The sequence below is a fragment of the Streptomyces sichuanensis genome (genome assembly GCF_020328095.1).
Lineage (GTDB): Bacteria > Actinomycetota > Actinomycetes > Streptomycetales > Streptomycetaceae > Streptomyces > Streptomyces cinnamoneus.
Window position 1 is genome coordinate 1 of record NZ_JAIXMK010000030.1, and the last position, 11,638, is coordinate 11,638.

Consider the following 11,638-nt stretch of genomic DNA (forward strand, 5'->3'; position numbering starts at 1 on the left):
CGGGCAGCGCATCCACACCCGCAGCGGCCCGCCCACCCCCGACGACCTCGACGAGCTGCTGTCCCGGCGCCGCAAGACCCAGTTCCTGCTGGCGCACCCGCGGACCATCGCCGCGTTCGGCCGCGAGTGCAACAGCCGCGGCCTGTACCCGAAGAACATCGAGGTGCAGGGCACTGCGGTGCGCTCCTGGCGTGGCGTTCCCCTGCTCCCCTGCAACAAGATCCCGATCAGCGAGACCGGGACGAGTTCGATCATCGCCATGCGGACCGGCGAGGAGAACCAGGGCGTCATCGGCCTCCACCAGACCGGCATCCCCGACGAGTACCAGCCCAGCCTCAACGTGCGCTTCATGGGCATCAACGAGCAGGCGGTCTCGTCCTACCTGGTGAGCGCCTACTACTCGGCGGCGGTGCTGGTGCCGGACGCCCTCGGCATCCTGGAGGACGTCGAGATCGGGCGCTGACCCGCCACCGCAAGCAGTGGTCACCGGTCGTCCGCCCTGGTGGGCGGTCGACCGGTGAGAGCTTCACACCGCTCCGGTCAGGGCTTCACGCCGCTGACGACCGCTCCGGTCAGGGCTTCACGCCGCTGACGAATTGCGCGGTGGCCGACAGGCCGTGCGAGATGGTCGGTGCAACACTGGTGCTCGCGAGCAGGAAGCCGAGCAGCACGCACACCAGCGCGTGCCCGGTGCGCAGCCCTCCGCTGCGCATGAACACCACCGCCAGGATCAGAAGCAGCAGGACCACCGAAATCGACACGGCCATGGTGTACCTCCTCGACGGAGCGGCGGATTCCGCCAGTGTCGCTCATCCCACCCCCACGACCGAGGCGACAGACATACTCCATCCGAGTGGAAAATCACCGATTCAGCCGTGGAATACCGTGACAAGCCACGAAAAACGCCATGCGACAAGCCGACAGCGGGCGAACGGCCGCCCGTTCGACGGGCGCCCCGAGCGGCCGGTGCCTAGGCTGACGGAATGAGCACAGCCCGGGAGCCCGGTTCCGCCACGGCGCAGGAAAGAAGGGCACAGCAGGACGGACGGGCACAGGGGACCGGCCCCGAGCCGACCGCCCGGGACACCGCCTGGCACCGTTTCCTGCACCGGGTCCCCAACGGATTCGCACTCTTCTTCGGGCTGCTCGGCGTCTTCTGCGCCATCACCTCGCTCGTCCCCTCCCTGCGCCGTGCGGCGGAGCCGCTGACGAACGCGCTGGACCTGCTGACGGTCCCCACCGCGTCCAACCTCGCCTACGCCGTCTTCCTGCTGCTGCTCGCCGCCGCGACGGCCGCCCGCAAACGGGTCACGCTCTGGTTCGTCCTGGCCTACCTGGCGCTGCTGCTGTTCACGGACGTCGTGCTGCTCGCCGTGGGCTACTGGGACACGATCCCGTCGCTGGTGCTGTGCATCGCCGGGATCACGCTGCTGCTCCTGGCCCGCCGGGAGTTCTACGCCAAGTCACGGCGCGGCGCCTTCCTGCGGGCCCTGCTCGTCCTCGCCGCGGGCCTGGCCGTCGCCATCCTGCTCGGCTGGGCCCTGGTCTCGCTCTTCCCCGGCACCCTGGAGAGCGGCGGTGGCAACCGGCTGCTGTTCGTCGCCAACAAGGTGTGCGGCGGCCTCGTCAGCGGCCGGCACTTCACCGGGCACCCGCCGCACTGGGTCTACTTCTTCCTCGGCCTCTTCGGCGCGCTGGCCCTGCTCAACGCCGCCATGGCGCTCTTCCGCTCACAGCGGCTGGAGGCGGCCCTGCACGACGACGAGGAGCCGCGGATCCGCGCCCTGCTCGGCCGCTACGGCGGCCGCGACTCGCTCGGCTACTTCGCGACCCGGCGTGACAAGGCGGTCGTCTTCTCCCCCAGCGGCAAGGCGGCGGTCACCTACCGGGTGGAGGCGGGCGTGTGCCTGGCCTCCGGGGACCCCCTCGGTGACCCGGAGGCATGGACCCCGGCCGTCGACGCCTGGCTGGAGCTGGCCGGCCACTACGGCTGGCAGCCGGCGGTGATGGGGGCCAGCGAGGAGGGAGCCCGGGCGTACGCGCGCTCCGGCCTGGGGGCGCTGCAGCTGGGCGACGAGGCGATCCTCCAGGTCGCCTCGTTCGACCTGGACGGGCGGGAGATGCGGGTGACCCGCCAGGCGGTCAACCGGGTGGAGCGCACGGGCGCGTCCGTCCGCATCCGCCGTCACTCGGCACTCTCCGACGAGGAGATGGGCGAGGTCATCCGGCGCGCCGACGCCTGGCGCGACACCGAGACCGAGCGTGGCTTCTCCATGGCCCTGGGCCGGCTCGGCGACCCGGCCGACGGCGACTGCCTGCTGGTCGAGGCGTTCGCGAGCGACGGCACGATGATCGCCCTGTTGTCGTTCGTGCCGTGGGGTTCCGACGGGGTGTCGCTGGACGTGATGCGGCGCGACCGGGCAGCACCCAACGGGGTCATGGAGTTCATGGTGACCCGGCTGTGCGCGCAGGCCGGACGGTTCGGGGTCAAGCGCATCTCCCTCAACTTCGCCGTCTTCCGTTCCGTGTTCGAGGAGGGTGCGCGCATCGGAGCCGGCCCGGTGCTGCGGCTGTGGCGGAAGCTGCTGCTGTTCTTCTCCAAGTGGTGGCAGCTGGAGGCGCTCTACCGCTCGAACGTGAAGTACAACCCCGAGTGGCATCCGCGGTTCCTGTGCTACGCGGACGCGGGGGCGCTGGCCCGCATCGGGCTGGCCGCGGGCATCGCCGAGGGCTTCGTCGCCGTCCCGAGCCTGGGCAAACTCTGGAGCCGCGGGCGGCCGCGGGGCGGAGCGCGCCCGGCGTCCACGGCGGGCCTGCCCTCGCTGTCCGAGCTCGGCTTCACCACCGGCGCCGACGGCGGCGCCGGGGCGGCCGGGGCCGACGAGCTCGCGGGTCTTCCGGAGCAGGTGCGGGTGCGGCGGCGGAAGCTGGAACGGCTGCGTGCCGCGGGCGTCGAGCCGTACCCCGTCGACGCCCGCCGTACCCACACCCTCGCCGAGGTCCACGCCGGCCTCGCCGGGCTCCCGCCCGCCTCCCGCAGTGGTGGGCGGGTGACGGTGGCGGGCCGTGTGCTGCTGATCCGCAACCACGGCGGGATCGCCTTCGCCGTGCTGCGCGACTGGTCCGGTGACCTCCAGCTCGCCTTCACCCGCGACGGCTCGGGCCAGGAGCTCTTGCGGCGCTTCACCACCCACATCGACCTCGGCGACCACATCGAGGCCGAGGGCGACCCGGGCACCAGCGACCGCGGCGAGCCGACGCTGTTCGTCACCCGCGCCCGGATGACCGCGAAGTGCCTGCGCCCGCTGCCCGACAAGCGGCGCGGCCTGAGCGACCCCGAGGCGCGGGTCCGGATGCGCTACGTGGACCTGGCCGTCTCGCCGGAGGCCCGGCGCACGGTGCAGGCGCGCAGTGCGGCCGTACAGGCGCTCCGCCAGGGGCTGCTCGACCGGGGCTTCCTGGAGGTCGAGACGCCGATGTTGCAGCAGATCCACGGCGGTGCGAACGCCCGCCCCTTCACCACCCACATCAACGCCTACGACCTCGACCTGTACCTGCGGATCGCCCCGGAGCTGTATCTGAAGCGGCTCTGCGTCGGCGGTATGGAGAAGGTCTTCGAGCTGGGCCGGACGTTCCGCAACGAGGGCGTGTCGTACAAGCACAACCCCGAGTTCACGATGCTGGAGGCGTACCAGGCGTTCGCGGACTACGACGTGATGCTGGAGCTGACCCGCGAGCTCGTCCAGCAGGCCGCGGTCGCCGCCCACGGCTCGGCGATCGTGGTGCGGACCGACGACGCGGGCAAGCGGACCGAGCACGACATTTCGGGGCACTGGCCCGTGAAGACCGTCTACGGCGCGGTTTCCGAGGCGCTCGGCCAGGAGATCGGCGCCGATACGCCCGTTGCGGCGCTGCGCGCCTGCTGTGACGCGGCGGGCGTGCCGCACCGGCCGGAGGACGGGCGGGGCGACATCGTGCTGGAGCTGTACGAGCGGCTGGTGGAGGAGCGCACCACGCTGCCAGTCTTCTACAAGGACTTCCCCACCGACGTCTCCCCCCTCACCCGCCCCCACCGGGCGGATCCCCGGCTGGCCGAGCGCTGGGACCTCGTGGCGTTCGGTACGGAGCTGGGCACGGCGTACTCGGAGCTGATCGACCCCGTCGAGCAGCGGCGGCGGCTGACGGCGCAGTCCCTGCTGGCGGCGGGCGGCGACCCCGAGGCGATGGAGCTGGACGAGGACTTCCTGCGGGCGCTGGAGTACGCGATGCCGCCGACGGGCGGGCTGGGGATCGGGGTGGACCGGCTGGTGATGTTCCTTACGGGGCTGTCGATCCGGGAGACGCTGCCGTTTCCGCTGGTGCGGCATCGTTGAGGGACGCACCGAGGTCGTCCCAGCGGACCGTGCGGTCGCACCAGCGCTCCAGCAGTACGGGGTCGTGGCTGACGGCGAGCAGACCGGCGCCGCTCTCGCGGCGGTAGCTCTCGACGACGCCGACGAGCGCGGCCGTCGTCGACGCGTCCAGCATCGCCGTCATCTCGTCGCAGATCAGCCAACGCGGGCGCAGGACCAGGGCCCTCGCCAGGCAGGCGCGCTGCAGCTGACCGTCGCTGACCTCGTGCGGGCGGCGCGCCAGCAGGTCCTCCGACAGGCCGACGTCCGGGGCCAGCGCGCGGACGCGTTCGGGGGCTTCGGCCCGCCGGCCCGTCGCGCGCAGGGGCTCGGCGATGAGGTCGCGCAGGCGGAGCCGCGGGTCGGCAGACTGCCGCGGCTGCTGGAAGACGACGCCGAAGGCGGTGCGTTGTGCGCGCGGCGCGCGGTGGCGCCAGCCCCGGGCGCGCTCACCGTCGATGACGACGGTCCCGGCCGTGGGCCGGTGCAGCAGCGCGGCGACGCGGGCGAGGGTGGACTTGCCGCAGCCGCTGGGGCCGAGCAGGCCGAGGGCTTCACCGTCGTGGACGGTCAGCGAGACGTCCCGCACGACCGGCGTGCGCGGGTCGTACCCCGCGCTGATGCCGCGCAGCTCAAGCACCGGGTTCCTCCTCGTGGTGGCAGGCGAGGCCCTCGGTGAACGCGGGCACGGTGGCGCAGGCATCGGTGGCCCGCGTGCACCGCGCCGCGAACGCGCAGCCGTCGGGCAGCGCGCCCAGTTCCGGGGGCATGCCCGGGACCGGCGTGAAGGACCGTTCCGGCAGGGCGTCGAGCAGGCCGCGGGCATAGGGGTGGCGGGGACCCGGCGCGCCGAAGAAGGAGGCCGCGTCGGCGAGCTCGACGATGCGGCCCGCGTACATGACGGCCACGCGGTCGGCGATCCGCCCGGCCGCCACGAGATCGTGGGTGATCATCAGCAGGGCGTGGCCGGCGTCGACGTGCCGGCGCAGTTCGTCGGCCGTGCGGTCGACGAGCGCGCGGTCCAGGCCGGTGGTGGGCTCGTCGGCGAGCAGCAGGGGCGCTTCGCCGACGAGGGCGAGCGCGGTGGCCGCGCGCTGCGCGAGACCGCCGGAGAGCTGGTGGGGGTGGCGGTCGAGGTGGTCGGCGGGGAACGCCGCCCGTGCGGCGGCGGCCGGGACGGCCCCGTCCAGGGCGCTGCCCCGGACGCCGGTCAGCTCGCGCACGGTCTCGCGCAGCTGCGAGCGGACGGTGCGCACGGGGGTGAGGTGGCCGGCGGGGCTCTGCGGTACGAGGCCGATGCGGCGGCCCCGTACGGTGCGGGCGAGGGTGCGTTCGTCGGCGGCGAGCAGGTCCAGGTCGCCCAGCAGGGCCCGGCCCGCGGTCCGCGCGTTGCGGGGCAGCAGCCCCAGCAGTGCGGAGGCGAGGACGGACTTGCCGCAGCCGCTCTCGCCGACGAGGGCGAGGCACTCCCCCGGCCGGAGCCGGAACGAGGCGTCGGTGACGGCGGCGACCTCCCGCCCGCCGCGCATGCGGAACCGTACGGTCAGGCCGTCGACGTCGAGGAGGGGTCCGTCGTGGACGGATGCGTTCCGGGGCGTGGGTGTCGTGGGAGGCGCAGGGGACTCGGGGGTGGTCACAGCGTCAGCTCCGATCGGCGGCGCGGGTCGAGCCGTTCGCGCCAGGCGCCGGCGAGGGCCGCCACGGCCAGGGTGGGGACGACGATGAACAGGCCGGGGAAGAGCGTGGGCCACCAGTCGCCCGCGAGGAGCGAGCCGCGGGCGCCGTTGACCATGTTGCCGAGGCTGGCCTCGTGGGTGGGCAGGCCCAGGCCCAGGAACGACAGCGCCGACTCGTGCCAGATGGCGTGCGGGATCATCAGGACCGCCGCGAGCCCGGCCTGCGGCAGTACGCCCGGCAGCAGGTGCCGTACGGTCACGCGGAGGCGGGACGCGCCGCCCGAGACGGCGGCGTCGACGTAGGGGCGGGTGCGCAGCGACAGCAGTTCGGCCCGGACGATGCGGGCCGTCGACAGCCAGTGGGTCACCACCACCGAGGCGATCACCGGCCAGATGCCGGGCCGGAACATGGCGACGACGAAGATGCCGAGCAGCAGGTGCGGTACGGACGAGAAGAGGTCGACGAGCCGCATGAGCGCACGGTCCGTCCAGCCGCCGAGCGCGCCCGCCAGCACACCGGCGGCCGTGCCGAGGACGGTCGCGGTGAGCGCGGCGACGACGCCGACGAGCAGGGACAGGCGCAGCCCGTACACGCAGCGCAGCAGCAGGTCGCGGCCGACCTCGTCGGTTCCGAAGGGATGCGCCCAGGTCGGGGGGCGCAGTTTCGCGGCGAGATCGACGGCCTGCTCGTCGAGGGGGACGGCGAGCGGCACCACCAGGACGGCGAGGACGACCGCCGCCAGGACGCATGCCGAGGCGCGCAGGCGCACGGTGTGGCTACCCATCGAAGCCCACCCTCGGGTCGGCCAGGCCGTACAGCAGGTCGGAGAGCAGGTTGCCGAGCAGGACGGCGGCCGTGGCGAGGACGGTGAGGGCGGCCAGGAGCGGGAAGTCGACGCTGGTGGCGGCCTGGACGGTCGCGGAGGCGATGCCGGGCCAGCTGAAGACGGTCTCGACCAGCAGGGCGCCGGTGATCAGTTCGGGGACGCGCGAGCCGATGAGGGTGAGGACGGGCAGCAGTCCGGAGCGCAGGGCGTGGCGGAGCAGTACGGTCCGCTCGCGCAGGCCGCGGGCGCGGGCGCCGCGCACGGAGTCCTCGTCCAGGGCGTCGCCGACGCCCTGGCGTACGTACAGCACGAACCACGGCAGCTGGGTGGTGGCGAGGACGAGGGCGGGCAGGACGAGGTGGGAGGCGACCTGGCCGGCGGTGACGGAGTCGGCGCCGGTGTCGGTGAGGCCGCCGGCCGGGAGCGCGTCGAGCCGGATGGCGAAGAACCACATCGCGAGCAGGCCGAGCCAGAAGGGCGGTGCCGCTTCAAGGGCGTAGGCGAGGGAGGTGACGGTGCGGTCGAGCAGGCCGCCGCGGCGCCGGGCAGCGAGGACGCCGAGGGCGGTGCCGGTGCAGACGGCGAGCAGGAAGGCGATGCCGCACAACAGGACGGACCAGCCGATGCGTTCGCCGATGACCTGGGCGACGGGCTGCCGCAGGGAGGTGGACCGGCCGAGGTCGCCGCCGAGGGCGGCCGTCAGCCATTCCCACCAGCGGACGACGAACGGCCGGTCGGCGCCGAGGTTCTCGCGCAGTTGGTCGAGGACGTCCCGGCCGGCGCCGAGCCCGGCGGAGCCGGCGTACGCCCTGGCCGGGTCGAACGGGGAGGCGGCGGCGACGGCGAAGACGCCGAAGGTGACGACGGCGAGCAGGGGGACGGCGGCCAGCAGCCGCCGTCCCGCCATGCGTGCCATCGGCCCCCAGGGGAGCCTGGTGATCACTGCTGGGTCTGCCAGTCCTCGACGTTCCACCACGGGCCGGCGCCGAGGCCGTGGTCGTGCGGCTCGACCTGGGTGGTGAGTTCGCGCCAGCCGTCGTTCATCACGTACAGGTGGTCGACGTGGGTGAGGAAGATGTAGCCGGGGTTGTCGGCGAGGCCGCGCTGGACGGCGTCGTAGGCGGCCTTGCGGGCGTTCTTGTCGCCGCTGCGCCGGCCCTCCTCCAGGGCCTTGTCGACGTCGGGGTCGGCGTAGGCGGCCATGTTGTTGAAGCCGTCGAGGGCGAGGGAGGAGTGCAGGAGGTTGTAGAGGTCGAAGTCGGGGTCGGCGGGGTTGCCGCCGCCGGCGAGGACCGCGTCGTTCTTCATGCGCGGCTCGATGACCTCCCAGGTGCCGCTCTGCACCTTGACCTCGATGCCGGCCTTCTTGGCGTCGGAGGCGAAGGCGAGGGCGTGCTCCTCGCGGAGCTTGTCACCGGCGGGGAACCAGAGGGTGAAGGAGGCGCGCTCGCCGTCCTTCTCGCGGATGCCGTCGCCGCCGGACCGCCAGCCCGCGTCGTCCAGCAGCTTCTTGGCCTTGTCCGGGTCGTGCGGGCGCTCGGTGCCCCGGGCGAACCACTCGCTGTCGGTGGGGACGGGCCCGTACCCGGCCCGGCCGGCGCCTTCGAGCAGCTTGTCGACCATGGCCTTGCGGTCGACGGCCAGGTCGAGGGCGCGGCGGACGGCGGTGTCGCCGGTGACCTTGCCGGCGGTGGGCAGGGTGACGCCGCGGAAGTCGGTGGTCTTGGCGGTCAGGGTGAGCTTGCCCTTGTCGCCCTTGAAGCCCTTGGCGAGGTTGGGCGGCAGGATGGCGCCGTCGAGGTCGCCGGAGCGCAGCCGGGTGGCGCGCACATCGTCGTCCTTGATGATCGCCATGGTGAGCTTCTTGACCTTGGGCTCGCCGCGCCAGTAGGTGGGGTTGGCCTTGAAGGTCAGCTTCTCGCCCTTGCTCCAGCCGGTGAGGACGTACGGGCCGGTGCCGATGGGCGCGGTGTTGAACGAGCCGGTGTTGACGTCCTGGCCCTTGGCCGCGTGCTCGGGTGCGATGGGCAGCACGGTGCGCTCGGCGAAGGGGGCGTAGGGGTACTTGAGCGCGAAGACGACGGTGTCGTCGCCCTGGGCGGTGACCTTGTCGATGGCGTCGAGCTCGCCCTTGGCGGCGTTGTTGGTCTTCTCGTCGAGGATGGTCCGGTAGGTGAAGACCACGTCCTTGGCGGAGAAGGGCTTGCCGTCGCTGAACGTCACGCCCTGGCGGAGCTTGTAGGTGTACGTGCGTCCGTCGTCGGTGATCTCGGGCAGTCCGGCGGCGAGGGCGGGCTGGAGCTTCATGGCCGCGTCGCGGCGCAGCAGCCCGTCGAAGATCTTGGAGTTGCCGTCCTTGCCGTAACCGAGGAGGGGGCTGAGGGTCTCGGGCTCGTTGGCGAGCCCGACGACGAGCGAGTCCTTGGCTCCCGCGCCCCCGCTCCCACCGGGCGCCGAGCAGCCGGCCACCCCTCCTGCGAGCACACCTGCCGTGGCCACGGCGGCCACTCCCCGTACGGACCGGGCCGTCATGCCCTGCACCTCTACTCACCATCTATTGCTGTTGCGAATCAGTCGCAATTAAACAGCAGTCACCGTGAGGGGTGGGCGGCGGGGGCGGGGTTTGGGCTGGTCAGGAGGGGTTGAGGGGTTCAGCAGCGGCGTAGGACCTGTTGGAGTTTGCGCTTTTCTGCGCGGGTGACGTTGAGGTCGTAGTAGTCCTTCACCCCGATCCATGCACGGCTGTAGAGGCACTCGTGACCCTTGGGGAGCCACTTGTCGGGGGTCTTGTCGCCCTTGTCGCGGTTGCTCCAGGTGGAGACGGCGATGAGCTGGGGCGAGCCGCTGAGGTCGTTGGCGAAGGCGCGGCGCTTGTGTTCCGGCCAGTTCCGGGCGCCGGAGCCCCAGGCGACCTTGAGCGGGACGATGTGGTCGATGTCGACGCGCAGGGGGTTGGCGACGGTCATGCCGTCGTAGGCGCTCTCCCAGCGGCCGCCGACGACCTTGCAGGAGCCGCGCAGGGTGACCGGGATTTCGGACCGGGCCTTGAGGGCGAGCTCGCGGGTGGAGCACTTGTCGGCGCCGTGCAGGACCCAGCAGTTCTTGCCGCCGAACTGCTCGCGCCGGAAACCCGTGCTGTCGAATCTCCGGACGGGAAGTTCGCGGAGCATGCGCCGGGCGTCGTCGAGGTCGGGGATGTTCTTGGGCCATTTGACGGTGGGGAGGGCGGGCGCGTGGGCCCGCCGGTGGCGGGATGCGCCGGACGGGGTGTGGACGCCGCCCTGTCCCGAGTCGTTCGGCGGCAGCCGGTCCTCCTCGGGGCCCTCGCAGTCGAGTTCGTCGAAGTTGTGCGGCGCCCGGTGCCGGGCGTCGGCGTGCGGCTTCGGCGGCGCGGGCGAGGCGTTCGCGACGGCGCCCGGGAGGGCGGCGGCGAGCAGGGCGGAGGCGAGGGCCAGTATTCGGTACCGGCGTGGGCTCGGGCGCATGAGGGTCCTCCTTCGAAGACGTGACCGTCGGCCGGAGCAGCCTTCTTCAGGAATTGACCACCGGCCGCACCCCCGAACTTCTTTTCTGATAATTCGCCCGTTCGGCGTGGTGGCCGCGGCTGTCCCTACCGGGCCGCAGGCGTCGTCCCGCGCGCCGGGCCCGTGCTGGCGCGGGACGTGAGGCGGGGGAGGGCGGCGCGCAGGTCCGTGGCGGGGGCGCCGGCCAGCAGGGCCGTCAGGTGGATCGCCGCCTGGCGGCCGAAGGCCGCGGTGTCACGGGTCAGTGCGGTGAGCGGGGGGTGGGTGGCGCGGCACAGGACCGAGTCGTCCCACGCGACGATCGAAAGGTCGCCGGGGACGGACACGCCGCGCTCGGCCGCGACGGCCAGGCCCGCCACCGCCATGACGTCGTTGTCGTAGACGATCGCGGTGGGCGGCCGGGCGGAGGCGAGAACCCGGCGCGTGGCCTCGGCGCCCTGGGCGTCGGAGTAGTCGGTGGGGAGGGAGGTGACGTCGGTCAGGTGGCGGCGCCCGGCCTCCGTGCGCAGGGAGTCGATGCGGCGGCGGGTGTGGGCGAGGCCGGGCAGGCCGGCGATGTGCACCACGCGGCGGTGGCCGAGGCCGTGGAGGTGCTCGACGACGGAGGCCATCGCACCGGCGTCGTCGGCCCAGAGGTGAGAGACGGGGGTGCCGGCGGGAACGGGGCGTGCGCCCGGAGCGCCGATGATCACGGCGGGCAGGCCGAGTTCGGCGAGGAGCGCCGGGCGCGGGTCGGCCTCGCGCGGGTCGACGACGAGGAGGCCGTCCACGCGGTGCTCGGCCCACCAGCGGCGGTAGACCGCGCACTCGGCGTCCACGTCCTCCACGACCTGGAACAGCAGCCCCAGGCGCCGGGTGGCGAGCGCCTCCTGCACTCCGGAGACGAGTTGGAGGAAGAACGACTCGACGCCGAGCGTACGGGCGGGCCGGGCCAGGACGAGGCCGACGGTGGCCGCCCCCTCGCCGGACAGGGCGCGGGCGGCCGTGCTGGGCTGCCAGCCCAGCTGGTCGGCGACGCGCCGCACCCGCGCCCGGGTGGCGGCGGAGACGCCCGGCCGGTCGTTGAGGGCGAAGGACACCGCGCTCTCGGAGACGCCCGCGCGGCGTGCGATGTCCTTCATCGTCGGCCTGCGGCGCATGGCTGCCCTCCCACTGAAGCGCTTGAGTGCCGTCACACTAAAGCGCATTAGTGCGTGACGGAAGTATTGACGCAACTCCCT

At 73.0% G+C, this 11,638-nt stretch carries 9 protein-coding genes and 1 pseudogene; 2 read left to right on the forward strand and 8 right to left on the reverse strand.

Features of this window, described 5'->3' with window-relative positions; translation table 11 throughout:
• Positions 1-463, forward strand: a pseudogene (locus LE181_RS12220) (Crp/Fnr family transcriptional regulator); the annotation flags it as partial.
• 109 nt (positions 464-572) lie between these two features.
• Here LE181_RS12220 and LE181_RS12225 read toward each other — a convergent pair.
• Complete coding sequence (locus LE181_RS12225) at positions 573-767, reverse strand: hypothetical protein (RefSeq protein WP_190107654.1); 195 nt, start codon at positions 765-767, stop codon at positions 573-575.
• A 216-nt stretch (positions 768-983) separates the two neighbouring features.
• Here LE181_RS12225 and lysX point away from each other — a divergent pair, with 216 nt between their 5' ends.
• Positions 984-4,373, forward strand: coding sequence for a bifunctional lysylphosphatidylglycerol synthetase/lysine--tRNA ligase LysX (lysX, locus tag LE181_RS12230; RefSeq protein ID WP_225661264.1), 3,390 nt, complete (start codon positions 984-986; stop codon positions 4,371-4,373).
• Here the strand turns inward: lysX and LE181_RS12235 are convergent.
• From LE181_RS12235 to LE181_RS12265, 7 genes are all read right to left on the reverse strand, one after another.
• Positions 4,318-5,031, reverse strand: coding sequence for an ABC transporter ATP-binding protein (locus LE181_RS12235; protein WP_225661265.1), 714 nt, complete (start codon positions 5,029-5,031; stop codon positions 4,318-4,320). The genes lysX and LE181_RS12235 overlap by 56 nt on opposite strands.
• Positions 5,024-5,920: an ABC transporter ATP-binding protein gene (locus LE181_RS12240; protein ID WP_225661294.1), complete on the reverse strand. Its 897-nt coding sequence runs from the start codon at positions 5,918-5,920 to the stop codon at positions 5,024-5,026. Before LE181_RS12240 ends, LE181_RS12235 begins: the two co-directional genes overlap by 8 nt.
• A 104-nt stretch (positions 5,921-6,024) precedes the next feature.
• Complete coding sequence (locus tag LE181_RS12245) at positions 6,025-6,852, reverse strand: ABC transporter permease (protein ID WP_225661266.1); 828 nt, start codon at positions 6,850-6,852, stop codon at positions 6,025-6,027.
• Positions 6,845-7,810 carry an ABC transporter permease gene (locus LE181_RS12250; RefSeq protein ID WP_225661267.1) on the reverse strand — a complete coding sequence of 322 codons (966 nt, stop codon included), beginning with the start codon at positions 7,808-7,810 and terminating at the stop codon, positions 6,845-6,847. Before LE181_RS12250 ends, LE181_RS12245 begins: the two co-directional genes overlap by 8 nt.
• 23 nt (positions 7,811-7,833) lie before the next feature.
• The gene (locus LE181_RS12255; RefSeq protein WP_225661268.1) at positions 7,834-9,426 is read right to left on the reverse strand and encodes an ABC transporter substrate-binding protein; all 1,593 of its coding nucleotides are present in this window, start codon (positions 9,424-9,426) and stop codon (positions 7,834-7,836) included.
• Positions 9,427-9,545: 119 nt separating this feature from the next.
• Entirely contained in the window at positions 9,546-10,379 is an 834-nt protein-coding gene (locus tag LE181_RS32200; protein ID WP_263868813.1) for an HNH endonuclease family protein, read from the reverse strand.
• Positions 10,380-10,504: 125 nt separating this feature from the next.
• Positions 10,505-11,557 (reverse strand): LacI family DNA-binding transcriptional regulator, encoded by a 1,053-nt coding sequence (locus LE181_RS12265; protein ID WP_225661269.1) that lies wholly within the window; start codon positions 11,555-11,557, stop codon positions 10,505-10,507.
• Positions 11,558-11,638 lie beyond the last annotated feature (81 nt).

Excerpts from the sequence above, each read along its gene's own strand:
- LE181_RS12255 (WP_225661268.1), bottom strand. The coding sequence starts at position 9,426 with ATGACGGCCCGGTCCGTACGGGGAGTGGCCGCCGTGGCCACGGCAGGT.
- LE181_RS12245 (WP_225661266.1), bottom strand. The coding sequence starts at position 6,852 with ATGGGTAGCCACACCGTGCGCCTGCGCGCCTCGGCATGCGTCCTGGCG.
- lysX (WP_225661264.1), top strand. The coding sequence starts at position 984 with ATGAGCACAGCCCGGGAGCCCGGTTCCGCCACGGCGCAGGAAAGAAGG.
- LE181_RS12265 (WP_225661269.1), bottom strand. The coding sequence starts at position 11,557 with ATGCGCCGCAGGCCGACGATGAAGGACATCGCACGCCGCGCGGGCGTC.
- LE181_RS12250 (WP_225661267.1), bottom strand. The coding sequence starts at position 7,810 with ATGGCACGCATGGCGGGACGGCGGCTGCTGGCCGCCGTCCCCCTGCTC.
- LE181_RS32200 (WP_263868813.1), bottom strand. The coding sequence starts at position 10,379 with ATGCGCCCGAGCCCACGCCGGTACCGAATACTGGCCCTCGCCTCCGCC.
- LE181_RS12225 (WP_190107654.1), bottom strand. The coding sequence starts at position 767 with ATGGCCGTGTCGATTTCGGTGGTCCTGCTGCTTCTGATCCTGGCGGTG.
- LE181_RS12240 (WP_225661294.1), bottom strand. The coding sequence starts at position 5,920 with ATGCGCGGCGGGCGGGAGGTCGCCGCCGTCACCGACGCCTCGTTCCGG.